Source organism: Phytohabitans aurantiacus, assembly GCF_027923225.1.
Lineage (GTDB): Bacteria > Actinomycetota > Actinomycetes > Mycobacteriales > Micromonosporaceae > Phytohabitans > Phytohabitans aurantiacus.
Window position 1 is genome coordinate 1 of sequence record NZ_BSDI01000031.1, and the last position, 22,815, is coordinate 22,815.

At 71.2% G+C, this 22,815-nt stretch carries 22 protein-coding genes; 12 read left to right on the plus strand and 10 right to left on the minus strand.

All coding sequences use genetic code 11. From position 1 onward, the window contains the following. Window positions 1-511: 511 nt before the first annotated feature. Window positions 512-1,405, minus strand: coding sequence for a LysR family transcriptional regulator (locus QMG73_RS27315; protein ID WP_281900326.1), 894 nt, complete (start codon window positions 1,403-1,405; stop codon window positions 512-514). A 71-nt stretch (window positions 1,406-1,476) separates the two neighbouring features. Between QMG73_RS27315 and QMG73_RS27320 the strand changes: the two genes are divergently transcribed. Together QMG73_RS27320 and QMG73_RS27325 are read left to right on the plus strand one after the other, a co-directional pair. Then, window positions 1,477-2,406, plus strand: coding sequence for a DMT family transporter (locus tag QMG73_RS27320; RefSeq protein WP_281900328.1), 930 nt, complete (start codon window positions 1,477-1,479; stop codon window positions 2,404-2,406). Then, a complete protein-coding gene (locus QMG73_RS27325) occupies window positions 2,403-3,872 on the plus strand; it encodes a leucyl aminopeptidase (protein ID WP_281900329.1) in 1,470 nt (489 codons plus the stop codon). The genes QMG73_RS27320 and QMG73_RS27325 overlap by 4 nt, the downstream gene beginning before the upstream one ends. A gap of 298 nt (window positions 3,873-4,170) precedes the next feature. Here QMG73_RS27325 and QMG73_RS27330 read toward each other — a convergent pair whose 3' ends face one another. After that, entirely contained in the window at window positions 4,171-5,127 is a 957-nt protein-coding gene (locus QMG73_RS27330; protein WP_281900330.1) for a hypothetical protein, read from the minus strand. 110 nt (window positions 5,128-5,237) lie between these two features. Between QMG73_RS27330 and QMG73_RS27335 the strand changes: the two genes are divergently transcribed. From QMG73_RS27335 to QMG73_RS27345, 3 genes are read left to right on the plus strand one after another with little or no spacing between them, the layout of a single operon-like run. Next, entirely contained in the window at window positions 5,238-6,701 is a 1,464-nt protein-coding gene (locus QMG73_RS27335) for an FAD-dependent monooxygenase family protein (RefSeq protein WP_281900332.1), read from the plus strand. Beyond that, on the plus strand, window positions 6,698-7,765 hold the full coding sequence (locus tag QMG73_RS27340; RefSeq protein ID WP_281900334.1) for a hypothetical protein: 1,068 nt from the start codon (window positions 6,698-6,700) through the stop codon (window positions 7,763-7,765). Before QMG73_RS27335 ends, QMG73_RS27340 begins: the two co-directional genes overlap by 4 nt. A 27-nt stretch (window positions 7,766-7,792) precedes the next feature. After that, the gene (locus tag QMG73_RS27345) at window positions 7,793-8,392 is read left to right on the plus strand and encodes a TetR/AcrR family transcriptional regulator (protein WP_281900336.1); all 600 of its coding nucleotides are present in this window, start codon (window positions 7,793-7,795) and stop codon (window positions 8,390-8,392) included. Between the two features lie 71 nt (window positions 8,393-8,463). Here QMG73_RS27345 and QMG73_RS27350 read toward each other — a convergent pair whose 3' ends face one another. Continuing rightward, on the minus strand, window positions 8,464-9,009 hold the full coding sequence (locus QMG73_RS27350; protein ID WP_281900338.1) for an AAA family ATPase: 546 nt from the start codon (window positions 9,007-9,009) through the stop codon (window positions 8,464-8,466). A gap of 644 nt (window positions 9,010-9,653) precedes the next feature. Here QMG73_RS27350 and QMG73_RS27355 point away from each other — a divergent pair. The 4 genes from QMG73_RS27355 (at window position 9,654) to QMG73_RS27370 (ending at window position 12,009) form a co-directional block, all read left to right on the plus strand. Further along, window positions 9,654-10,037, plus strand: coding sequence for a hypothetical protein (locus QMG73_RS27355; protein WP_281900340.1), 384 nt, complete (start codon window positions 9,654-9,656; stop codon window positions 10,035-10,037). A 109-nt stretch (window positions 10,038-10,146) separates the two neighbouring features. After that, a complete protein-coding gene (locus QMG73_RS27360; RefSeq protein WP_281900342.1) occupies window positions 10,147-10,662 on the plus strand; it encodes an SgcJ/EcaC family oxidoreductase in 516 nt (171 codons plus the stop codon). A gap of 150 nt (window positions 10,663-10,812) precedes the next feature. After that, window positions 10,813-11,400 carry a hypothetical protein gene (locus QMG73_RS27365; RefSeq protein WP_281900343.1) on the plus strand — a complete coding sequence of 196 codons (588 nt, stop codon included), beginning with the start codon at window positions 10,813-10,815 and terminating at the stop codon, window positions 11,398-11,400. Window positions 11,401-11,430: 30 nt separating this feature from the next. Next, the gene (locus QMG73_RS27370) at window positions 11,431-12,009 is read left to right on the plus strand and encodes a GNAT family N-acetyltransferase (protein ID WP_281900344.1); all 579 of its coding nucleotides are present in this window, start codon (window positions 11,431-11,433) and stop codon (window positions 12,007-12,009) included. A 27-nt stretch (window positions 12,010-12,036) separates the two neighbouring features. Here QMG73_RS27370 and QMG73_RS27375 read toward each other — a convergent pair whose 3' ends face one another. Then, window positions 12,037-12,864 (minus strand): PaaX family transcriptional regulator, encoded by an 828-nt coding sequence (locus QMG73_RS27375; RefSeq protein ID WP_281900345.1) that lies wholly within the window; start codon window positions 12,862-12,864, stop codon window positions 12,037-12,039. A 31-nt stretch (window positions 12,865-12,895) separates the two neighbouring features. Beyond that, entirely contained in the window at window positions 12,896-14,218 is a 1,323-nt protein-coding gene (locus QMG73_RS27380; RefSeq protein ID WP_281900346.1) for an extracellular catalytic domain type 1 short-chain-length polyhydroxyalkanoate depolymerase, read from the minus strand. A 171-nt stretch (window positions 14,219-14,389) separates the two neighbouring features. Here QMG73_RS27380 and QMG73_RS27385 point away from each other — a divergent pair, with 171 nt between their 5' ends. Further along, window positions 14,390-15,538, plus strand: coding sequence for an AAA family ATPase (locus tag QMG73_RS27385; RefSeq protein WP_281900348.1), 1,149 nt, complete (start codon window positions 14,390-14,392; stop codon window positions 15,536-15,538). 30 nt (window positions 15,539-15,568) lie between these two features. Here the strand turns inward: QMG73_RS27385 and QMG73_RS27390 are convergent, their stop codons facing one another. The 3 genes from QMG73_RS27390 to QMG73_RS27400 form a co-directional block, all read right to left on the minus strand. Further along, window positions 15,569-16,282 (minus strand): SDR family oxidoreductase, encoded by a 714-nt coding sequence (locus QMG73_RS27390; RefSeq protein ID WP_281900350.1) that lies wholly within the window; start codon window positions 16,280-16,282, stop codon window positions 15,569-15,571. Continuing rightward, entirely contained in the window at window positions 16,279-16,932 is a 654-nt protein-coding gene (locus QMG73_RS27395; protein WP_281900351.1) for a sigma-70 family RNA polymerase sigma factor, read from the minus strand. Before QMG73_RS27395 ends, QMG73_RS27390 begins: the two co-directional genes overlap by 4 nt. Window positions 16,933-17,045: 113 nt before the next feature. Further along, window positions 17,046-19,802 (minus strand): helix-turn-helix transcriptional regulator, encoded by a 2,757-nt coding sequence (locus tag QMG73_RS27400; RefSeq protein WP_281900353.1) that lies wholly within the window; start codon window positions 19,800-19,802, stop codon window positions 17,046-17,048. 293 nt (window positions 19,803-20,095) lie between these two features. Here QMG73_RS27400 and QMG73_RS27405 point away from each other — a divergent pair, with 293 nt between their 5' ends. Then, window positions 20,096-20,374: a MarR family winged helix-turn-helix transcriptional regulator gene (locus QMG73_RS27405; RefSeq protein WP_281900355.1), complete on the plus strand. Its 279-nt coding sequence runs from the start codon at window positions 20,096-20,098 to the stop codon at window positions 20,372-20,374. Here the strand turns inward: QMG73_RS27405 and QMG73_RS27410 are convergent. Together QMG73_RS27410 and QMG73_RS27415 are read right to left on the minus strand one after the other, a co-directional pair. Further along, complete coding sequence (locus tag QMG73_RS27410) at window positions 20,335-20,940, minus strand: dihydrofolate reductase family protein (RefSeq protein ID WP_281900357.1); 606 nt, start codon at window positions 20,938-20,940, stop codon at window positions 20,335-20,337. The genes QMG73_RS27405 and QMG73_RS27410 overlap by 40 nt on opposite strands. 54 nt (window positions 20,941-20,994) lie before the next feature. Beyond that, on the minus strand, window positions 20,995-21,771 hold the full coding sequence (locus tag QMG73_RS27415) for a class I SAM-dependent methyltransferase (protein ID WP_281900359.1): 777 nt from the start codon (window positions 21,769-21,771) through the stop codon (window positions 20,995-20,997). A gap of 33 nt (window positions 21,772-21,804) precedes the next feature. On the opposite strand from QMG73_RS27415, the gene QMG73_RS27420 reads away from it, so the two are divergent. Continuing rightward, the gene (locus QMG73_RS27420) at window positions 21,805-22,782 is read left to right on the plus strand and encodes a helix-turn-helix domain-containing protein (RefSeq protein WP_281900360.1); all 978 of its coding nucleotides are present in this window, start codon (window positions 21,805-21,807) and stop codon (window positions 22,780-22,782) included. Window positions 22,783-22,815: the final 33 nt, after the last annotated feature.

Below are 22,815 nucleotides of genomic sequence, written 5' to 3' on the forward strand. Positions count from 1 at the left end.
GCAGGGAGAGACCCCGCCTGTTCACCGACAACAGTCAGGCGTGTCCGGAGATCCGGTGACCACCGGCCCGGAGTTTTCATGTCCACCAGCCCGGAGCGAACTGTCCGCCAGCTCCGATTTTTTCGTGTCCGCTGGCAGTTTTGAGATCGAACCACGTGTATTCGCCCTTGATCGGCGCACCCGGCGTGGCGACACGCCGTGCTGGGCTGGTCTGGGGGCGGACGTGCGCGGGGAAGAGATCGAACCGCGTGCGTTTGCCCTTGATCGGCGAGCGGGGCGCGGCGACACGCCGTCACGGGCGGGCGGCGGCGCCGGGGAGAGGACGGACGCGGGCTTGCTGGGCTGGTCTGGGGGCGGACGTGCGCGGAGATGAGATCGAACCGCGTGCGTTTGCCCTTGATCGGCGAGCGGGGCGCGGCGACACGCCGTCACGGGCGGTCGGCGCCGTGGCGCGGTCGGCGCGGCGCGCGGTGGTGCGGTGGTGGGCGGGAGTGCGGTGGGGTGGGGTGGGTTAGGTGGTTGCGGCTTTGGTGAGGGCGTCGATCAGGGTGCGTAGTGCGGGTTGGGCCAGTGAGATCTCCCGGATCGCGGCGTAGATGGTCCTGGTCGGCTCGGGGTGGCGGATCGGGCGGACGGTGGTGCCGGGGTGGCCGGCGCCCAGGCCGAGTTGGGGGATGAGGGTGACTCCGAGGCCGGCGGCGACGAAGCCCTGAGCGGTGGCGTAGTCCTCCGACTTTGCCACGAAGTTTGGCGTGAAGCCGGCCGAGGCGCAGGCGTCGAGGATGGGTTCCAGGCAGGGGCCGGGTGGTTCGCCGCCGACCCACGGTTCGGCGGCGAGGTCGGTGAGGTCGACGACCGGTCGGGCGGCGAGCGGGTGCCCGGCCGGCAGCACCGCCCGGTACGGGTCGTCTAGCAGGCGTACGAGGCGGATGCCGGGGCGGTCGCCGGCGTCCGGGCGGCGGACTATCAGGGCCAGGTCGCCGTTGCCGCGCTCGACGTCCAGCAGGGCGTCGTGCGGTTCGGTCAGCCTGGGGTCGACGGTGACGCCGGGGTGTTCGGTGCGGAGGCGGGCGATCGCGGGCGCCAGTACGGTCGGTCCGATCGAGGCGAAGTAGTGGACCGTCAGCCGCCCCGTGCGGCCGGCGCGCAGGTCGGCCAGGGCGGCCTCGGTGGCGGCGACGTGTTCGCTGATGATGGCCGCGTGCCCGACGAGCAGCCGGCCCGCCGCCGTTGGCTGTACGCCTCGGCCGGCGCGTTGGAGCAGCGCGATTCCGGCCTCCTTTTCCAGCGCCGCCACCTGTTGGCTGACCGCCGAGGGGGTGAAGCCGAGGTGCGCCGCCGCCGCGGTGACCGAACCGCTGGTGACGACCGCCCGCAGTACCTGCATCCGTCTCACATCGAGCATGTAGTAGAGCTTAACTCTCGTACAGAATCTTTCGCTTTTTCTTCAGGGTTTGTTCCGGCACTGTGTGAGGTGTGAGCAAGCTACGCACGTGGGCGCAGGTGGGTGCGCTGGCCCTGCTGTGGGGTTCGACGTTCCTCTGGATCGAGTTGGCCCTCGACGCGCTGACGCCGGTGCAGGTCACCTTCAGCCGGTGTGTGCTCGGAGCGGCGGCCCTGCTGGTGGCGTGCTTCGCCTCCGGCCGGCGGCTGCCGCGGGGCCGGGCGATCTGGGGGCACGTCGTGGTGGCCGCGTTCTTCTGCAACGCCCTGCCGTTCGCCATGTTCAGCCTTGGCCAGCGGACCATCGACTCGGGAGTGGCGGGTGTGTTGAACGCCACGACCCCGCTGTGGTCGCTGCTGATCGGCCTCGCCATCGGCTCCGAGCGCGGGCTGCGGCCGGTGCGGGTGGCCGGGCTCCTGGCCGGCTTCGCCGGGGTCGTGTTGATCTTCGCGCCGTGGCGGGCGGCCGGGACGGTCGGCTGGGGCGCGCTGGCGATCGTGGTCGCGGCGGCCAGCTACGCCATCGGGTTCGCGTACATGGGCCGCCACCTGGTCGGCAAGGGCATCCCGACGATCTCGCTGTCGGCGGCGCAGCTCATCGCGGCGACCGGTCTGACCGCGCTGACCCTGCCGGCCGGCGGTCTGACCGCGATCGAGATCGGCCCGAAGACGCTGGTCGTGGTCGTGATCCTGGGCGTCGTCGCCACCGGCGCGACGTTCCACCTCACGTACCGGATCATCGCCGCCGAGGGCGCCACCAACGCCGCCACGGTCGGCTACCTGCTGCCGGTGGTCTCGGTGGCGCTGGGCGCGATCGTGCTCGGCGAAGACCTCAGCCTCCGGATCGCCGCCGGGATGCTGGTCGTGCTCGTCGGCGTCGCACTGACGCGCCGCAAGGGGCGACCGCCGTCGGCTCCGGCGCACACCCACCTCTCACGGAAAGAGCAGGCCGCACTCCGGTGACCGCACTGACGGTAAGCACGACCCCCACGCACGCGGACTGCGTCGTGATCGGGATCGCCCAGGGCCCCCACGGGCCGGTACTGGCGCCCGGCGCGGCGGACTTCGACGGGACGTTGATCGAGCTCCTGCGCACCGTCGGCGTGACCGGTGCCGAGGGCGAGGCGGTCAAGCTTCCCGCACCCGCCGGCTCCGGGGCCCGGCTGGTGCTCGCGGTCGGCCTCGGCGCCGCCGGCGACGACGGGTACGACGTCGAGGCGTTGCGCCGGGCGGCCGGGGTCGCGGCCAGGACGCTCGCCGGCGCCCGGAGGGTCACCGTGGCGCTGCCGGCCGGTACCGCCGAGGCCGTCGAGGCGGTGGCGACCGGTGGCCTGCTCGGCGCGTACACCTTCGGCTCCTATCGCACCGGCGACCGCGCGGCGGCTCCGGTCCGCGAGTTGGCGATCCTCGCCGGCCGGGACGGCCAGGCGGCGGCCGAGGCCGCCGTCCGGCGCGCGGGCGTGCTCGGCCAGGAGGTGAATCGCGCCCGAGACCTGGTCAACACGCCGGCCAACGACCTGTACCCGGAGAGCTTCGCGGACGTCGTGGCCAGCGCCGGCCGGGAGTACGGGCTGGCGGTGGAGGTGCTGGACGAGCGGGCGCTCGCGGCGGGCGGGTTCGGTGGCATCCTCGGCGTCGGGCAGGGCTCGGTCCGACCGCCGCGGCTGGTGCGTATCGCGCACACCCACCCCGAGGCGACGGCGAGTCTCGCCTTCGTCGGCAAAGGCATCACCTACGACTCGGGTGGCATCTCCCTGAAGCCGGTCGGCGCCAACGAGATCATGAAGCGCGACATGTCCGGCGCGGCGGCCGTGTTCGCCGCGGTCGTGGCCGCGGCCCGGCTGGGCCTGCGGGTCAACGTCACAGGCTGGCTCGCGATGGCCGAGAACATGCCGTCGGGCAGCGCCCTGCGCCCCGGCGACGTGCTGCGCGTGTACGGCGGCCGGACCGTCGAGGTGCTCAACACCGACGCCGAGGGGCGCCTGGTACTCGCCGACGCGCTGGTCCGCGCGGGCGAGGAGCGGCCCGACGCGATCGTCGACGTGGCCACCCTCACCGCCGCGATGCGGTTCGGCCTGGGCAACCACCTGTTCGGGGTGATGTCCAACGACGACGCCTTCCGCGACCGGGTCGTGGACGCCGCCGCCCGGGCCGGCGAGCGGGCTTGGCCGATGCCGCTGCCGAAGGAGCTGCGCAAGAGCCTGAACTCGCGGGTGGCCGACATCGCCAATTACGGCGAGCGGATGGGCGGCGGCCTGGTGGCGGGCCTGTTCCTCCAGGAGTTCGTGCCGGCCGGCATCCCCTGGGCACACCTGGACATCGCCGGACCGGCCTTCCACGAGGGCGAGCCCTATGGGTACACACCCAACGGCGGCACCGGGTGCGCGGTCCGGACCCTGGTCCAGACGGCGCAGGACGCTGTAAGATGATCTATTCCAAGGGATATTTGAGCTACCGCGACGTCCGCCGCGCGCAGGACCGCTGCTCCCGCGGCCTCACCGTCCGTGGCCACACGACCCGCCCGGACGTGGCAGCGAAATCCCGGATGTTGCTGCCTCCGGGAGCGGTTGAGGCGACAAAATCCCGGATACTGTCGGGTTCTTGAGCGTGACTGTGCGCGGCGGGTGAGGCTGCGGGAGCGACGGTCAGGCCCGCGACGGGCATCGCGGTAGCTCAGATCCTGGGTTGGACCAGATCCCCCCTTGGAATAGATCGTCCAAGCGAACGCTAGTACTGGCCGAGCGGCATGAGGAGCGCGTGGCGTTCGCTGTCGATCGCGTCGAGCCTGGCGCGGGCCTGAGCGATCCGCTGTTCCAGCCGGGTCCGCACCTCGTGCACGAGCTGGGTTGACCGTTCGACGTTCTCCTGGGCCTGGTTGATGCGATCCTGCACGGCGAGGTCGGTGAAGATGTTGTCGAGCCAGACGTCGACGAACCGGGTCAGTTCGCCGATCGCCAGTTGCGGGGCGGTGAGCGCCGCGCCGGGCACGTCGGCGAGTTCGGTCCGCAGCGCGGCGAGGGACCGGTCGGCGCGGGCCGCCTCCTCCGCCGCCTCGTCCAGCCGGGAGTGCTTGATCGCGCTGGTGAGCAGGCCGCCGCCACCGAACGTGTCGAATGTGGACCAGCCGTCCGCGCTGTCCAGCGTCTCCCGCACCCGCGACAGAGCCTGCGTCGCCGTGCCCGCCGCCCGCAGGGCTTCGGCCGCCTCATGGATCTCGCCGGTGAGCCGTCCGCGCTCCTCGGCCAGCGCCAGCAGCCGAGTACGGCGCGGGTCGCCGGACTGGCGCAGGTGGTGGTCCTTGGCGTCGAGCGCGGCGGCGTAGTCACCCGGGGCGGCCGCGAGCTGGTCCAGCCGGGCCTGCGCGGCGCTCTGCTCCCGGCGCAGCGCGTCGAGCCGGCTCTCGGCCTCGGCCACCCGGTAGCGGGCGGCGTCGGCCTCGGCACGTTCGCGCTCCAGCGTCTCGTCGCGGGAGCCGCGCAACGAGGCGAGCACCCGGGTCAGGGACAGGCCCTCCAGCCGCTCGACGTCCTTGAGCTCGTCGTCGTGCCGGGTGCGCAGCGCGGTGAGCTGGGTGGCCATCTCGTCGATCCGGCCACGTAGATCTGTGCTGCGTGACGTGGTCACCTCGTACTCGCGGAGCGCCTCGGCGGCCGAGGCCAGCCGTCGCTCGATGTCGTCAGCCACGCCTCCCATTTGACGATGGCGACGCAAACGCGGTCGCGCCTTGACATCGACCACGGTTCATTCATACATTCGAGGTCCATCTGTATGAATGGCGTGGGAGTTGGTGAGCGATGAAGCTCGGCACGACTGCCGTCGTTCTCGGTGGGAGTGCCGCTGGCCTCTGTGCCGCTGGTGCACTCGCCCCGTACTTCAACCAGGTGCTGGTACTGGAGCGTGACGAGCTTCCCGCGGACGCCGAGCATCGGCGCGGTGTGCCGCAGAGCAAGCATCCGCATTTCCTGTTGAACTCGGGGCGGCGTGCGATCGGGGAGCTGTTCCCCGGGTTCGAGGACGAGCTCGTCGCGGCGGGTGGGTTGCACCTGATGCCGTCGATGGACGCGGCCTACCTTGACGGGAAAGGCTGGTCGGCGCGCAAACGCAGCGCGATGACGATGATCTACAGCTCGCGCGTCCTCATCGAGCGGGTGCTGCGCGACAAGGTACGAGGACTGTCCAACGTGGCCATCCGTGAGGGCGTCAGCGTAAGCGGGCTGAGCAGCCGGGACGGCGCCGTCACCGGTGTCCACTTCACCACGTCGACCGGTGACGAGCACGTCGACGCCGACTTCGTGGTCGACGCGATGGGGCGTGGCTCCTCGGTCAGCGGTTGGCTGGCGGCGGCGGGCTGGCCCACGCTCGAAACACTGACCCTCGACGCCAAGGTCACGTACACCTCCCGCTGGTACGAGCTGCCCGCACAGCGACCGCCGAGCTGGTGGTGGCAGCACCTCGTGATCATGCCGACCAGGGAGAAGGGCGAGCACCCGGCGGAGCACGAGTTCCTGGTGAACCTCTTCCCGATCGAGGGCAACCGCGTCATCGCGTGCATGGGGTCGTGGGGACACGCCATGCCGCGTACCGACGACACGTTCGTCGAGTCGGCCCGGCGGGTACGGGCGCCGCTGTTCGCGGCCGCGATGGATCGGTGTACGCCCACCTCGGAGGTCCATCTGACACGGTCGACCGGCAACGTCTGGCGCCGCTACGACCGGTGGGCGACGCCGCCCACGGGGCTGGCGTTCGTCGGCGACTCGATCTGTGCCTTCAACCCGTTCTACGCCCAGGGCATCAGCTCGGCGTCGCTGTCCGCGCTGCTGCTGCGCGAGCACCTAGCCGGCGCCGACCGGCTCGACGCGACCTTCTTCTCGCGGTTCCTGGCGGCACAACGCAAGCTGCTCGGCGTGCCGTGGCGCCTGGCGATGGCACGCGACCAGGGCTACGCGTGCGCGGTCGGCACCGAGAAGCCGCCCGAATGGCGCCGTCGCCTCCTCGCCGCGGTGTCCGATCCCGCGTTCAGCTTCATCGTCGGTGCCGCCCGTGAGGATCCGGTGATCGACGCGCACTTCGCCAAGGTGTTCAACCTCGACGAGTCGCTCGGCGACATGCTGGGCAACCCTGGTGTGCTCGCCCGACTCGTGCGCCACGGCATCCGCGCCGCGCTGGGGCGGCGCCGGGTTCCCTACGGGTTCGACCCCAACGCCGAGCCGCCCGCCACGGACTACTCGTCGGCCACCGCGACAGAGTCGGTGCGGTGAGCGCCGATTGCGGGCCCGGGGCGGAGGCCGTCACCCGCGAGCTCGGCTTCGACTGCCACGACGTCTCCCCGATGGTCTCGGTCCGCTTCCCGTGGGAGCTCGACAACTGGACCATGCCGCTGCTCGAAGTGACCATCATCGGCGGCGCGGTCTTCGCCTTGGTACACGCCATCCGGCGGCACCGCGCCGGCGATCCGACAAACCTGGCGCTGTGGTTCGCATCGCTGGTCTACCTCTTCGTGACCGAGCCGCCGCTGTACTTCCCGGAATGGTTCGGCCTCGACCAGGTCTACGGATTCATCTTCGCCCACAACCGGTTCACCGTGCAGTTCATGTGGGACAGGTTGCCGCTCTACATCGTGGCGTTCTACCCGGCGTTCAGCCAGCTCGCGTACGAGCTCGTCCGGTCGCTCGGGATCTTCGACCGCCGCGGCGCGCTGACCGGATCGGTGGCCGTCGCCTTCACCTGCCAGGTCTTCTACGAGGTGTTCGACCACATCGGACCGCAGCTTCAATGGTGGGCCTGGAACATGGACAACGACATCGTCAACCACCCCGCGCTGGCGTCGGTGCCCATGAACAGCATGGTGTTGTTCGCCTCGGTCTCGATGGGCGCCATGACGTACCTCGTCGTGCGCCTGGCCAGCCGGTGGCCACTGGTGCCGAGCATCCTGGTGGCCGGTGTGCTGACGCCGCCGACCATGGCGATCGCCGGCATACCCGCGAGCTTCTTCAAGGGAAACAGCACCGCGCAGGCATGGGTCCTCGGCGTCGAGCTGGCCCTGCTCTGGCTCGTCGGCAGCTGGATCGTCGTATCCTGCCTGCGCTCCACCGACCGCGCCCCGGACGTGTCGACCTTCGCCCGGTACTACCCAGCCGCCTACCTCGGTGCGATGGCGGTCATCTGGCTCAGCGCGCTCCCGGCCTACCTCGCCGCGGACAACGGCGTCACCAGCGACGGCACACCGATCGGCAGCGGGCCCTACGCCCTCGCCTGCTTCGCCGGCGCCGGGCTGCTGCTCATCGCGCTCCACCGGCGCCGCACCGCCCCAGCCGCCGTCTGACCTGCGGCGTTCGGGAAAGATGGGCGCATGGGGTACCACGGATGGCAGGGCAACCCACCCGGCACCGAAAACGAGGCACGCCGCCGTATCGTCGAGGCGGCGACGGCGTGCATCGACCGGCTCGGGCTCGCCAAGACCAGCCTCTCCGACATCGCGACCGAGGCCGGCGTCACCCGACAGACCGTCTACCGCTACTTCCCGAGCCTCGCCGACATCCTCACCGCCGTCGCCGAAGCGGGCGCCGAGGAATTCGCCGAACGGATGGAACACCACCTCGCCTCGTTCAAGACCCCGGAAGAAGCCGCCGTGGAGTCCGTCGTGTGGGCCGTCCGCACCATCCCCAGGGAGCCTTACATGGGCCTGCTCCTCCAGGCCGGCGAGACCGACTCCTTCACCGCGGGAGTCACCTCACCGCTCTCGTTCTCCCTCGGCGCGCGAATCCTCGGCAACCTGCCCGTCAACTGGTCGGCGGTCGGCGTCACCACAGACGCCGACCTGCGCGGCCTTGCCGAGATCCTCATGCGACTGTTCATCTCGTTCCTGCGGTACCCGTCGACACCACCGCTCACCGACGACCAACTGCGGGCCCTCGTCCGGCGCTGGATCGGACCGGCTCTGCGCGGGTAGGGCCTGCCGGGTGCTGTATCCGGCCGTGACCGGGGGTGGTTCCAGGCGGCGTCTGGGGCCGCCGTAGCTCGTCAGGCGCCTGGGATCAGGAGGTCGGCGCGAGCGCGGACGTCGTGGTCGCTGTAGAAGGCGTCTTCATGCCGCGCCCACCGGTCCCAGTGTGGCGCGTAAACGTCGCCGTCGCGGGCCAGGGCCCGCTCGCGACGGACCTCGTCGGGGGCGTCCAACCAGACCAGGGCGCTCAGGTACGGCGCGGTCTCGCGGGCGCCGGCACCCGTACCCTCGACCACCAGCGTGTCCGTCTCAGGCACACGATGCCATTCCGCGTACTGGCCAAGATGCCAGTCGTACCGCTGCCAGCGCGCCTCCTCGCCGCGCCGCAGCGGGTCGAGTATCCACCGCACCAGCGCGTCGACACCGTCAAGCAGGCCGTCCCAGCCGGCGTACAGGTCGTCCATCCGGACCACGGGCGCGGCCAGCTCGGCGGCGACGGCTGTGGCGAGGGTGGACTTGCCGCTTCCGGAGCGCCCCTCGATGGCGAGCACCTTCACCCGGCCGGCGCGCGGTGGTCGGTCAGCGAGCAGGCTCACCACTCGCGCGTGCACGTCGCCGACCATGCTCGCATTGTCCGCCGGGCCAGGGTCGCGCTGCGCACGCCGTGCCGGACCGTGCTGCGCGCGGTGCCGGACCGTGCTGCGCGCGCGGTGCCGGACCGTGCTGCGCGCGCCGTGCCGGGCGGCGGCGCGCCGTGCCGGGCGGCGGCGCGCCGTCGTGGCCGGGCCAGCTGCCGGGGTTTGAGGGGCTTGGCGGCGGCGTGCCGCCGCGTTACCGCGCGCCGATCAAGGGCATTCGCATGGATCAAGGGCGGATGCACGCGGAAATGAGATCCAAGCGCGTGCGTTTGCCCTTGATCGGTGGAAGCGGCGTGGCGACACGCCGTGTCGGGCTGGCCTGGGGGCGGACGCGCGGGGGAGGAGAGATCGAACCGCGTGCGTTTGCCCTTGATCGGCGCGCGGGGTGTGGCGCGCGGCGCGTGGGGTGTGGCGCGCGGGGTGTGGGGTGTGGCGCGCGGGGCGTGGCGACACGCCGGCCAGGACGCGGCACTTCCTCGAAGGTGCTCGGTCCTGGCGGCGCTGGGGCTTCGAGATGTGCGTCGTACGTCGGCCGGCGTAGGCCGATCGCCGCTTCCCGGCCGACGTCTCCGGTCGCGACCGGCGGCAGGCTGAAGTCCGTTCAGGGAGACGGATTTCGGGAGGACGTTATGGCTGGCATGCTGGCGCCGACCTCGCCGCGCGGACTCACCGTGTGGGGTCTCGCGGTCGGCGCGATCGGTATCGCGACACTGTGGGCATCGGGCGTGGACTTTCCGTTCTACCCGCCGCCTGGGCTGCTGATTCTGGCGGCCGGCGCGGTCTTCGTCGCGCTGGTGAGGCAGACGTGGGCGCCCGCTGTCGGCGCGTTTCTCGGGCTGTTCGTGATCGTCGGGTTTGTGGCGAGCAGCGTTGCGAGCGGCGCGGGCACGGACAACCTGACCGGTGACGCGGGGGCCGGCGGTGTGATCGGCACGGTCATCCAGTTGATCGGCGTGGGCGCCGCGCTGGTGGCCGGTGTGGCGGCGACCAGGCGGGAGCGCCGCGCGGGGTAGTGGTGGTCCTCCTGTGGGGGGAACCGGGAATCACCCCGCGGGGCGTCGTGGACATCGAATCGACGGCCATATGTTGGCGGCTCGCGTATCGACGACGGAGGTGCGACCGATGACGACACGACGTATGGCATGGTTGGCGGCACTGGCGGCTGTGCTGGTGACCGGTCTGGTCCCGGCCGCGGCTACCGCGACCGAGGGCACCGCCCCTCAGGCGGTTGACGAGCACCGGCGCGGCGACCTGGCCGCGTTCGAGCGTATCGCTAAACAGCAGGAAGTCGCGTGGGCGGCCGAAGATGGCGGGGCGTTCGCCGCGACGTTCACGGAGGACGCCGACTTCGTCACGTTCAACGGCGACTATTTTGTGGGCCGGCACAGCATCGCGGCCGGGCTGCAGCACGCCTTCGACAACTACATCCCGCCGAGCCGGATCGTGCGGCTCGACGAGCACATCCGATATGTGGAGCCGGATCTCGTGGTCATCGTCCGCGACACCTGCATCATCAACGCGGGGGAAGACGACTGCCGCGCCGGCTCGGACTCCAGAAACACCAATGTGCTTCGCAAGCGGCACGGCCAGTGGCTGCAGACATCGTTCCAGAACACCCGGGTCGTGCCGCTTCCGTAAGGCTTCCCCAGTGCGGCTAGGTGGGTAGGACGAGGTGGGGGCGGGTCCAGGTGACACGGCCGGCGGGCGGTATGAGCCCAACCCTGGAGGGGTATCTGGTGCAATCCCGCGTAGCGAACCTTTGCGATCTCGGACCGCTAGCCTGCGTCCATGGATGACGCGGATCTGCTTGCCCGACAGGACACTCTGCAGGCGGAGGCGGAGGCGCTCCTGGCCGACCTCGACCTGGCAAAGCTCACCGCCGATATCGGCCCGGTGTTGCTGGCCGGCAGCTACGTGTCGGGCCTGATGAGCTGGCCCGAGGTCGACGTGATGGTGCACGTTGGCCCGCGTTTTTCGCCGCAGAGCGTGCTGCGGCTCCTGCGCCGGATCATCGAGCGGCCCGGCGTGGTCGGCTTCGACTACCGCGACGAACGGGGTGCCCGGTCACCGACCGGCACCACCCGCGACGAGCGGTATCACGTGGCGATCGCCGCCGAGCGGTCCGGCCAGGCATGGCAGGTCGACCTGACGTTGTGGCTCAACGACCCGCACCCGAACATCACCGAATGGCACGAGACGCTGCGCGACACCATCACCGCCGAACAGCGCGTCGCGATCCTGCGAATCAAGGACGAGTGGCACAGGCGCGGCGCATACCCGAACCCGGTCGGCGGCGTACAGGTCTACGCGGCGGTCCTCGACGACGGCGTACGCACCTTGGACCAGTTCGCCGCCTGGTTGACCACGCACGGCTGACATGATGGGAGCGTGTCAAAAGATCATGAAATGGAGCTACGGCCCGTGTATCCGGTACGGACCAGGCGGCTGTCGCTGCGGCCCTTGACCTCCGGCGACATCGACGCGCTGCTGGCGTACCGGAGCCAGCCCGACGTCTGCCGCTACGTGCCGTTCGAGCCGATGGACCGGCAGGTGATCGCCGAACGGCTCGCCGGCCAGTGGGCCCTCAGCGCGCTCACCGACGAGGGGCAGGCGTTGACGCTCGGCGTCGAGCTCACCGAGACCGGCGAGTTGGTGGGCGACGTCGTGCTGTTCTGGCACAGCCGCGAGCATCGCGGGGGAGAGCTCGGGTACGTCGTGAACCCGGCCTTCGGCGGGCATGGTTATGCCACCGAGGCGGCTCGGGCGCTGCTGCGGCTCGGGTTCGAGGAGCTTGGCCTGCACCGCATCATCGCGCGCATCGAGGAGCGCAATGAGCCCTCGGCGCGGGTCGCCCGCCGGCTCGGCATGCGGCAGGAGGCCCGCCTCGTGCGCAACGAGATGTTCAAGGGGGAGTGGAGCACCGAACTCGACTTCGCCATGCTCGCCGACGAGTGGCCGACCCACCGCGCCGCTCAGGATCGGTGACTCGACACAGCTCCGCGGCGGGTGGCGTCAGGCCAGCGGCACCGAGTCGAGCACCGTGTCGGTGATGCGGCGGGCCGACTTCACCAGCCGGGTGTGCTGGCGGTGAAATAGCTTCTCGGCGGCCACGGCGGGCCACGCCGCGGGCAGGTGCCGCAACGGTATGCGGGGGTCGTCGCGCAGCAGGAGGAACCACTCGCTGAGCAGCCACAGCAGCCTGGCCAGATCGTCCGGCGCGCTGGGCAACGGCCGCGCGCGGTCCCAGCGGCGGACGAATTGGTGGTACCCGGAGGCGATGGCCTCCAGGTCGTATGCCTGCCGCACGAGCTGGTCGATGTCGGTGGGCTCGGCCGGTTCGGCGCGAAAGGCCAGCACGTCGTCCAGGAGCCGGCGGTCGGGCAGGACCGTGGCCAGGTCCGGGGTGCCGGGCGCGATCCACAGTCCACTGCGGAGCATCCCGAATCCGGCCCACCGCAGCCGGGACCGGATCTGATGGCGGTCGTCGCGGCGGGACTCGGGCAGGGAGAAGCCGAGCAGAGTCCAGCGTTGCCGCTCGTCTCCGTTGACCGCGCCCGCCCGCCATACCCGTTGCTCGCCCTCGGTGAGGACCTCCGCCGCGTGGGGGGTGAGCCCGAAGTACATCTTGCGGCCCTGGCGGTGGCGGGCGAGCAGGCCCCGGTCGACCATTCTGGTCAGGGTCGACCGGGTGGCCTGCTCGGCGACGTTGAGCCGTTCCATCACCGCGATGAAGCTGCCGGAGAACACCGCGATGTCACGGCCGAGTACGGCGTTGCCGAGGAACGTCAGCATCAGCGTCTGTGGGCGTATGCCCACCGGGGGCGCCGGCGCGGTCGTCATCGAGCCAGGATAGGGCTCCCTGAGGCGGCGGTCAGGTAGCGCAGGCGGAACCGTTCACTGTGAACTGGGTCGGCGGGCTGTTGGTGCCACCGTGGGTGCCCTGGAATCCAAAGCTGGTGCTCGCGCCGGCGGCGATGGTGCCGTTCCAGGCGACGTTGCGGGCGCTGACCTGGCTGCCGCTCTGCGTCACGGTGGCGTTCCAGGCGTTGGTCACCTGCTGGTTGCCCGGCCAGGTCCACTGCACCGTCCAGCCGTTGATGGCGGTCGCGCCACTGTTGGTGACGGCCACGGTGGCGGTGAAGCCGTTGTTCCAGCTGTTGGCCGTGTAGGTGACGCGGCACGCCGCGCCGGGCGGGGGAGACGTGGGCGGCGCTGAGGTCGGCGGGGCAGAGGTAGGCGGAGGTGTGGTCGGCGGGGCTGAGGTCGGTGGAGTACCTCCGTCGAGGCCGAAGAACGTGATGGCGCGGGCGGCCATGCCGGTCATCGGCAGGCTGTGCCCGGCACCGTTGACGCTGATCGCCTCGACCGCGGTGCCAAACCGGCGCCGGGTCCAGTTCGACTGTGGACTGTCCGTTGTGGTCGGTGTGGTGCTCAGCCCGTGGACGTTCGTCCACTGGTCGACCTCCTCCTGCAACAGCTGGAACGGCACGAGCGTGTCGTTAGTGCCGTGCCACAGCTGCATCCTCGGCCGGGCGCCGGTGTAGCCAGGGTACGCCTGACGGACCGCGTCGCCCCACTGCTGCGGCGTACGGTTCATGTTGCCGCCGGTGCACTGGCTGTTGCTGGGTGGAAAGTCCGCCGCGTTGGCGAAGCAGTTGAACGGCACTCCCATGAACGCGGCGCCCGCCTTGAACACGTCCGGGTAGAGGGCCAGCATGGCGTTGGTCATCATGCCGCCGGAGGAGCTGCCTGTCGCGTACACCCGGTTCGGATCGCCGCCGTAGCGCTGCTGGGCGTACGTGACCATCGACATGATGGACACCGGGTCGCTGCCGCCGCCGCGTCGCTTGGACGCCTCCGACCAGACGTCGAAGCAGTTGCCGAACCCCGCCTGCTGCGTGGCGGTCGGGTAGATGGCGATGTACCCGTACCGGTCCGCCAGTGACGCGAACTCGCTGCCGGAGTAGAAGCCGGGGCCTGATCCGCCGCAGCCGTGCATCGCCACCACGATCGCCGGGTTGGCGGGCCGATTGTCCGGCACGTAGATGTGCATCCGCATGCCGCCCGGGTTGCTGCCGAAGCCCGTCACCTCGACCAGCGACGCCGCGGACGCCGGCGTGGACAGGGCGACGGCCGCGGCTGTCGCGAGCACGCCGGTGGCGGCGGCCGCTATTGCGGCCTTGATCCGTCTCATGAGCCACCTCCATCGAAGGATGTCGCTGAAAACGGTAGGAGAAACAGCGACGACCGTCAACAGAGTGCACAACATCAAGGACCGCGGGCGCGAAGCGGCCGGTGTCACAAGCCCCGGCGCCGCGCGGTCCTTGTACCGATACCGGCCCGACGCCCGACGAGGAGACATGTCATGGCCGTGACGAACACCGGCCGGGTGTACGGGCTGCGCGGCCGGGCGAGGGAATGCGCCGTCCTGGACCGGATGCTCGCCGAGGTACGGTCCGGCCACGGGCGGGCCGTGCTGGTCCGTGGTGACGCGGGTGTGGGGAAGTCGGCTCTGCTCGACTACGTCGTGGGGCGTTCGACCGGATGCGGGGTCGCGCGCGCCACCGGTGTCGAATCCGAGATGGAGCTGCCGTTCGCGGCTTTGCATCGGTTGTGCCTGCCCATGCTGGCCCTTCGCGATCGATTACCGGTGCCGCAGCGTGAGGCACTCGCGGTCGGGTTCGGCTACAGCGCCGGCGGTCCGCCGGACAGATTCCTGGTCGGGTTGGCCGTGTTGAGTCTGTTGGCGATGGCGTCGGGGGACAGGCCCTTGGTGTGCGTGGTCGACGATGCGCAGTGGCTGGATCAGGGTTCGGCGCAGGCGCTGGCGTTCATCTCTCGGCGTCTGCATGCCGAGCGGATCGGTGTGGTGTTCTCGATCCGGGAGCCTGCGAACGGGGTGGCGTGGCAGGGTCTGTCGGAGTTGGTCGTCGGCGGCTTGGCCCACGAGGACGCCCGCGCGCTGCTGGACTCGCTCGTCCCCGGGCGGCTCGACGAAAGGGTGCGGGATCGGATCGTCGCCGAAACGCGCGGCAATCCACTGGCGCTACTGGAGTTGCCGCGCGGGTTGACCGCGGCCAGGATAGCCGGCGGATTCATGCGGCCAGACCCACGACCGGAGTGGAGCCGGATCGAGCGGAGCTTCGCCGCGCGGGCGGGATCGCTGCCACCGCCGACGCGGAAGGTGCTGCTCACGGCGGCGGCGGAACCGGTCGGTGACGTGACGGTGCTGCTGCGCGCGACGAAGCTGCTGGACCTTTCGATGAGCGCGGTCGTGCCGGCGGAGGCGGCCGGGCTGATAGAGCTGGGTCTGCGGGTACGGTTCCGGCATCCGCTGGTGCGGTCGGCGGTCTACCGCGCGGCGACGCCCGCCGACCGTCGCGACGTGCACCGGGCCCTGGCCGCGGCGACCGATCCCGCCACCGACCCCGATCGGCGCGCCTGGCACCGGGCGCACGGTGCCGCCGGCGCCGATGAGCCGTGGCCGAGTTTCTGCGGCACGCGAGCGAACTGACTCCAGACCCGGCGACACGCGCTACCCGCGTCATCGGGACGCCGCCCACTGCTCGAAGGTGATCTTCCCGGTGCGGAAGTCGCCGGTCGGCAGCACGCCACCGTTCGCCATCGCCCTGCCCACGGGCACCGTCAGCACCAGTTTGCCCTTGGCCAGGCGGCGCATCATCGACGACATCTTCAGCACCTCGGGGCCGGCCAGCTCGGTCGCCCGGCCCTGGGCGGGCCCCTCGGCCAGGCGTACGAGCTCGGCGGCGACCTCGGAGGCGGCGACCGGCCGGCTCAACATCAACGGCGCCACCTTCACCGGGCCAGGCACCTTGTCGAGCATCTGCGCCGCGAACTCGTGGAACTGCGTCACCCGCAGGAGCGTCACCGGTATCGGGCCGGCCAGCGCCAGCTCTTCCTGGCGGCGCTTGCCGATGTAGTAGCCCGAGTCGACCCGGTCGACCCCGACGATCGACAGGAGCACGTGGTGGCGTACGCCCGCCCGCTGCTCCGCCGCCAGCAGGTTACGGGTCTCGGTCTCGAAGAACGCCACCGACGCCTTGCGGCTGAGCGTCGTCACGTTCGCCACGTCGATCACGACGTCCACACCGCGCAGCGCGTCATCCAGTCCCGCACCCGTCATCAGGTCGACGCCGCCCGACCGGGAGATCACCACGACCTCGTGGCCGCGCTCGCGCGCCCGCTCGACCACCAGCTTTCCGACCCAGCCGGTTCCCCCGGCCACCGCCATCTTCATCGCGTCCGTCCTTTCCCGTGACTCGTGAACATGTCGATCAGGCGCGCCATCTCGCCGGCTCGGGCGGCGTGGAGGAAGGCACTCAGGAGGCCGTCTCGCTCTGCCGGATCGACCGGGGCCGGTCGCGGTGCGGCAAGACGCTGGCGCGCTCGATGTGCCAGCTGCCGGGCGTTGGCCTCGCTGATCGCCAGCGCCTCCGCGATGTCGCGGAACGGGTAGTCGAACGCCTCCCGGAGCACGTACACGGCGCGTTCGACGGGAGACAGGCGCTCGATCAGGAGGTGGACCGCGACCTCGAGCTCCTCGCCGCGTTCCGCCTCCAGCACCGGATCGGCGGCCGCGAGGTCGTGCTCGAGCAGGTGACCGCCGGCACTGATCTCCCGGCGCGTACGGGCGGAGGTCGTCGTGTTGAGGGCGATCCGCGTCGTCACGGTCACCAGGAACGCGACCCGATCCCGGATCTGCGCCCGGTCCGTGCCCTGCCAGCGGATCCACACGTCCTGGACGACGTCCTCGGCGTCGCTCACCCGACCCAGCATCTGGTAGGCGATACCGAACAGTCGGGACCGAACGTTCTGGAACGCGGCCGTCGCCTCGGCCATAGGCACGTTCCCGTTGGTGCTCACACTCAACGAGCCGGACTTCAACATATGAGCACCGTCCCGCGGTTCGGTCCCGTTCGCGCCCGTAGAACCCGTAGTCGGGGTACTGGTCCCCGGGCCCCGTACCCCCGTACCGGTGGCCCATCGCGGCCTGGGGTGACTCAGGCGCCGGTCAGCACACTACGGAGCTTGTTCCGCGAGTTGACGTCTAGCTTCGTGTACACCTTGCGCAGGTGCCACTCGACCGTGCGGGTACTGATGAACAGCTCGGCGCCGATCTCGGAGTTGCTCTTTCCGTCCGCGGCCAGCCGGGCGATCTGGGCCTCCTGCGCGGTGAGCGACGGACGCGCCTCGACCTCGCGTGGGCGTACCGTCTCGCCGGTGGCCAGCAGCTCGCGACGGGCGCGTTGGGCGAAAGCGCTGGCGCCGAAACCGTGCAGCATCTCGTACGCGGTGCGCAGCTGCTCGCGCGCGCCGAGGCGGCGGTTCTCGCGACGGAGCCACTCGCCGTAAACCAGGTGGGTGCGGGCGAGGTGAACCGCGATCCGGCTGCGGCCCAGGCGTTCAAGTGCCTCGCGGTACGAGGCTTCGGCGGCCACGCCCTCGCTGAGCAGCGCCCTCGACCGGGCCAGTACGCCGAGGGCCCAGTCCGTGCCGCTGGCGGTGGCTCGTTCCGCCAGTTGCCGCAGGGCGACCGCAGCCGCCTCGGGCGCCTCGCAGCGCACACCCGCCTCGACCAGCTCGAGCAGGCAGAAGCCGGAGACGGACAGGTCGTCGTGCTCGCACGCCCGTTCCGCGCTGGTCAGGGCGGCCTGGTACTGGCCGAGGCCGTTGTTGAGCACCGCGGTCAGGTAGTGGCCCAACCCGATCGCGCGGCCCTCGCCCCAGGTGGTCGCCCAATCGGCCTTCGCCTGGATCAGCTCCGACGCCTGGGGATCCTCGCCACGCCAGGCGACGAGCAGCAGCGGGCCGTAGCCGAGGGGCGAGTTGCCGGTCGCCGCCGTGATCGCGTCGGCCTCCTCCACCAGCGCCGAGGCGGCGTCGAACTCTCCGGCGTGGATGTGTACGGCGGCGCGGTAGGTCAGGGCCAGGGGGAGGAAGTTGAGCGCGCCGGCCTCGCGGGCCGTCCGGACCCCGTGCGTGGTCAACTCATGCCACGCCTCGTCGTCCCACAGGTCGCCGGCGACCGGCCAGGCCAGCCAGAGCCAGCGCATGATGTCGCCTTCGTCGGCGTCCCGCCGCATCATCCGCAGAGCGCGCGTCAACGGCTTCGCCGCCGCGACATAGCCTTCGGTGAACCGCGTCGCGAGGCCGTCGAGAAGCGCGTCGACAAGCCGTGGCGGTCGCGGTCCGCGCGGTGCGGCGCGGGCGGCCTCGGCGATCTCCCGCGCTCCGTAGCCGCCGCTGAGGCGGCTGGCGAAGACCGATGCCCCGATCGCCTCAAGGTATCCCTCACGCGCCTGCTCGCCGTCGTGCGCCTCCAGTTGTCTTGCCGCGTCGAGTAGCAACGGCAGGGCGTCACCGCCGCGCCTGCGGGCGAATGCGATCTGGGCGCGGAGCCGGGCCAGCCGCCCGCGGTGGAGCGGGTCCAGCGGGCCCATCTCGGCGGCGGCGGCGAGTTCGAGCGCCGCGTCGGGGTCCCCGGCCTCGAACGTGGCCTGCGCCGCGGCCATCGCCCTCGTTCCACGCCTGGCCGGATCGGGCGTCAGCTCGGTCGCCCGCCTCAGGAACGCGGCCGCCGCCGCGATTCCGCCGCGGGCCTGGGCCCGGTCGGCTGACCGCTCCAACTCGCCGGCCACGGCCTCGTCGGGTTCGACGGCCGCGTGCGCGCGGTGCCACGCCCGGCGGTCCGGGTCGGATTCGGTATCGGTCGACGCGGCCAGCGCGCGGTGCGCGTCGCGGCGCTCCGCGGGGCTGGCGGTGCGGTACGCCGCCGAACGCACCAGCGGATGGCGGAACCGCACCCGCGCACCGAACTCGATCAACCCGGCCGCCTCGGCCTCCGCGGCCGCGTCCGCCCCGATCTCGAGCCGCTCCGCCGCCCGTCGCAGCAACGACACGTCGCCCACCGGCTCGGCGGCCGCCACCAGCAGAAGCCGTTGCGTCGCGGCCGGCAGCGAGCGGATGCGCCGCAGCAGACTCTGCTCGATCTGACTCGCCAGCGGGCGCGCGTCCGGACGCCCGAATCCACCGGCCGCCTCCGCCGCTGTCAACCCTCGTGGCAACTCCAGCAGGGCCAGCGGGTTGCCGCGGGTCTCGGCCACGATCCGGTCCCTGACGCGCTCGTCCAACCGCCCGGGAAACACCGAGTCCAGCAGCGCACGCGCGTCGCCGTCACCCAGGCCCCGTACCTCGAGCTCCCGCAGCCCTGCCAGGGGGTCGTCGCCCTCACCGGGCGCCGGCGTCCGCACCGCGAACACGATGGCCACCCGCTCCGCGAGCAGCCGTCGCGCGACGAAGGCCAGCGTCTGCGCGGAGACCCGATCGAGCCACTGCACGTCGTCGACGGCGCAGACCAGCGGCCGCTCCTCGGCCACCTCGGCCAGCAGGCTGAGCACCGCCAAGCCGACCAGGAACCGGTCCGGCGCGCTCCCCGCTCGCAGTCCGAACGCGGTGGCCAGGGCGTCACGCTGCGGTCCGGGAAGGCGATCCAGATGCCCCATCACCGGTACGAACAGCTGGTGCAGCCCGGCGAACGCCAGCTCCATCTCGGACTCGACGCCGGCCGCCCGCAGCACCTGACATCCGGTCGCGGCACCCACGAGGTGATCCACCAGCGCGGACTTGCCGACCCCCGCGTCGCCGCGCAGCACCAGCACCTGACTTTGACCCGCCTTGGCGTCGCTCACCAGCCGATCCAGCGCCTGGCACTCGCTACGCCTGCCCAGCAGCCCGCGCCGAGGAGCGCTGCTCGACATCCATCACCACCGCGCGGGTCAGTGAGCCAGGCCGTGATCGACTCAGATAGCCCTCATCATGCCTTGCGAGGATGCGTGCCGGTAGCGCCACGGCGGGACGGCCGTCGAGGGGTGGGGTCGGGTCTTGTGCCGCGGACGGCGAGGCCGCGGGAGCAACGGCATGGCGCGCGACGGACGCCGCGGTAGCTCAACTTTTAGGGGCGGGTGGCGCGCGCGGCGATCTCGCGTTTGATCGTTACGGTCGGGGCGACGACTGTCGCGGGCGGAGTTGGAGGGGTGGGTCGGTTTCCGATGTGCACGGGCTCGCGGCGCTGTTGGAGACCGGCCCGGCCGGGGTGAGACGGCTGGCCGATCTGATGGGCATGACCACCAGCGCGGTGACCCGCCTGGTCGACCGACTCGAACGGGCGGGGTACGTGCGGCGGGAGCCGGATCCCGCGGACCGGCGGCGGATTTTGGTGCGCGTTGTGCCGGAGCGGGTCGCGCGGGTGGCCCGGTACTACGAGCCGCTGGGCGTTCGCTGGCAGCGGCTTCAGGTGGTGGCGTACTGCGGGCGCCCGGTGGGCCGGTAGACGTGGAGCGTTATGCCCCTCGGGAAGGCTCGCGAGTCGACCAGGTCCAGCGCGATGTCTGGGCCGTTATCGGGGAACAGCCGCATGCCTTGGCCGACGACCACCGGGACGATGAGCAGGTTCATCTCGTCGACGAGGTCGTTCTCAAGTAGCCACCGGGTCAGGATGGCGCTGCCGTGCACCTGCAGCTCACCGCCCGGCTTGGCTTTCAGCTCCCGGATGGCCGCCGCGAGGTCGCCGGAGAGGGCCGTCGTGTTCGCCCATTGCGGTTCGGTGAGCGTGGTCGATGCGACGTACTTGGGCTTGGTGTTCAAGGCACCGACGATGGGGTTTTCGAGATCTTTCCGCACGCCCCAGTAGCCGGCGAACAGCTCGTAGGTCCGCCGGCCGAACAGGAACGCGTCGGCGCGCTGGTACGTCTGGTCGACGAACGTCATGGCCTCGTTGTCGAAAAGCGGCCGGGCCCATCCGCCGCGCTCCATTCCAGGGTCGAGGATCGGATGCCGCCCGCCGTTTGCCTGCATCACTCCGTCGAGGGAGACCTGCGTGGTGGTCGTCAGTTTCATGATCGTGTTTCCCTTCTCATTGGTAGGGCCGGGCCGTCCACATCGAACTCGCGGTCATCGCGCCCGCTGCGCGAGATGGCAGCGGAAGACCAGGCCCATGCGTACGGTCCCGTCGGCCCGTGATCGCGCCGCGAAGAAGGACCGCAGCGCGGCTTCGACTGCCGCGCGGCCGGAGTGGCGGACCGCGGCGGCGACCGGGCCGGCCGGCAGCTGGGCGGCGATCGCCTCGTCCTGGTTCGTGAATTCGATGTCGAAGGCGACGTCGGTCGTTGCCACGGACGCGAACCCGGCGTCGCGCAGGGCGCTGCGAGCGGCGTCCGTGTCGGTGAGATCGAGGGTGTCGCGGTCGGGTACTTCGTCGGGTGGGGCCAGCGGATTGATCAGTGCTGCGCTCTGGGCCTGTTCGGGACCGGCGCCCACGGTCACGACGGCGGTGCCCGCGGGGGCGGTCACGCGCGCGATCTCGGCGAGCGCGTGGCGGGGGTCGGCCGCGTAGAGTACCGAGTTGAACGCGGTGACGACGTCGAAGCCGCCGTGGCTGAAGGGCATGTGCTCAAGGTCCTCGACGACGTAGCGGGCCGCCGGGCGCCGGCGGCGGGCGTACTCCACGAGTCCCGGGGCCGCGTCCAACCCGACGACGTCCGCGCCGCGCTGGGCGGCCAGCTCCGCGAACAGGCCCGAGCCGCAGCCAGCGTCGAGGAGCCGGATGCCGGGGCGAAGGTCGAGGCGATCGAGTACCCGCTCGTACAGCGGCCGGATGCGGCCCTCCGCGCTCTCCGCCCAGCCCTGCGGATCGCTGCTCCAGAGCCGGCCCTGGACGCTCGCGTTCACGGTGTGCTCCCGCGGAGGGGTATGAAGTTGAACATGGCCAAACCGTACGAGCGGAGCCGCCGCGCGCTCTTGAACAAACCGGGCGTCTTTCTCGCGGCCGGCCAACCGGCGCGCGACATACTGGGTCACGTGACCGGCGCCCCGTCCTCCGTCCCCGCCGCGGGCGGGCAGAGCTACGTCGAGCGCCCGCCCGCTCCGGCGTTGCGCGAGCTCCTCTCGTCGGTATGGGTACAGCAGGTCGAGCCCGACGCCGCGCCGTACGTCCACCGGCGCATCCCCAACGGCGCTGTCGAACTTGTATGCACGGTCGGCGCGGCGCCGCAGGTGATCGGCCCGTTGACCGAGCCGCTGCTCGAGATCCTCAAGCCGGGCACCACGATTGTCGGCCTGCGTTTCGTGCCGGGCGCCTTCCCGGTGGTCGCGGGACAGCCCGCCTCGGAGGTCGCCGGACTCACGCTGAACGCCGAACAGCTGTGGGGCCGCTCGGCCGCCGCCCTCGGCGAGGCGGTCGGCACGGCGGCCTCGCCCCAGGAAGCGCTCGCCGCCGTGCAGCTGTACGCGCAGGAGCGCGCCAGCGCCGGCCAGCCCCGGGACCCGCTGGTGTCCGAGGCGGTGCGCGGTCTCATGCCGTGGCGCACGGTCGACGTGACGTCGCTGAGGGCGTCTCTTCACATCTCCGAGACGCAGCTTCGGCGTCGCTGCCGAACGGCGATCGGGCTCGCACCGAAGGCACTGCAGCGGATGCTGCGCTTTCAGGGCTTCCTCGCACTCGTCCAGCAGGCGATCGCCCAGGGCCGCCCGGCGACGGACGACGGGCTCGGACTGCTCGCCCTGCGCACCGGCTACGCGGACCAGTCCCACCTCACCCGCGAGTGCGTCCGGCTCACCGGCGTCTCGCCGCGGATCTTCATCGCCGAAACACAACGGGCCTGCGCCTGCGGGCACGATCATTCGGCGTCATTCGCGCCCGTGCTGCGCGCCGAGACCGAAACACGCCCCACCAGGGCATGACGGCGCTGCGGCCGGAGATGCCTTCTTCGTCGA

Excerpts from the sequence above, each read along its gene's own strand:
- QMG73_RS27315 (WP_281900326.1), bottom strand. The coding sequence starts at position 1,405 with ATGCTCGATGTGAGACGGATGCAGGTACTGCGGGCGGTCGTCACCAGC.
- QMG73_RS27335 (WP_281900332.1), top strand. The coding sequence starts at position 5,238 with ATGAAGCTCGGCACGACTGCCGTCGTTCTCGGTGGGAGTGCCGCTGGC.
- QMG73_RS27345 (WP_281900336.1), top strand. The coding sequence starts at position 7,793 with ATGGGGTACCACGGATGGCAGGGCAACCCACCCGGCACCGAAAACGAG.
- QMG73_RS27350 (WP_281900338.1), bottom strand. The coding sequence starts at position 9,009 with ATGGTCGGCGACGTGCACGCGCGAGTGGTGAGCCTGCTCGCTGACCGA.
- QMG73_RS27355 (WP_281900340.1), top strand. The coding sequence starts at position 9,654 with ATGGCTGGCATGCTGGCGCCGACCTCGCCGCGCGGACTCACCGTGTGG.
- QMG73_RS27360 (WP_281900342.1), top strand. The coding sequence starts at position 10,147 with ATGACGACACGACGTATGGCATGGTTGGCGGCACTGGCGGCTGTGCTG.
- QMG73_RS27365 (WP_281900343.1), top strand. The coding sequence starts at position 10,813 with ATGGATGACGCGGATCTGCTTGCCCGACAGGACACTCTGCAGGCGGAG.
- QMG73_RS27370 (WP_281900344.1), top strand. The coding sequence starts at position 11,431 with ATGGAGCTACGGCCCGTGTATCCGGTACGGACCAGGCGGCTGTCGCTG.
- QMG73_RS27375 (WP_281900345.1), bottom strand. The coding sequence starts at position 12,864 with ATGACGACCGCGCCGGCGCCCCCGGTGGGCATACGCCCACAGACGCTG.
- QMG73_RS27380 (WP_281900346.1), bottom strand. The coding sequence starts at position 14,218 with ATGAGACGGATCAAGGCCGCAATAGCGGCCGCCGCCACCGGCGTGCTC.
- QMG73_RS27385 (WP_281900348.1), top strand. The coding sequence starts at position 14,390 with ATGGCCGTGACGAACACCGGCCGGGTGTACGGGCTGCGCGGCCGGGCG.
- QMG73_RS27390 (WP_281900350.1), bottom strand. The coding sequence starts at position 16,282 with ATGAAGATGGCGGTGGCCGGGGGAACCGGCTGGGTCGGAAAGCTGGTG.
- QMG73_RS27395 (WP_281900351.1), bottom strand. The coding sequence starts at position 16,932 with ATGTTGAAGTCCGGCTCGTTGAGTGTGAGCACCAACGGGAACGTGCCT.
- QMG73_RS27400 (WP_281900353.1), bottom strand. The coding sequence starts at position 19,802 with ATGTCGAGCAGCGCTCCTCGGCGCGGGCTGCTGGGCAGGCGTAGCGAG.
- QMG73_RS27410 (WP_281900357.1), bottom strand. The coding sequence starts at position 20,940 with ATGAAACTGACGACCACCACGCAGGTCTCCCTCGACGGAGTGATGCAG.
- QMG73_RS27420 (WP_281900360.1), top strand. The coding sequence starts at position 21,805 with ATGGCCAAACCGTACGAGCGGAGCCGCCGCGCGCTCTTGAACAAACCG.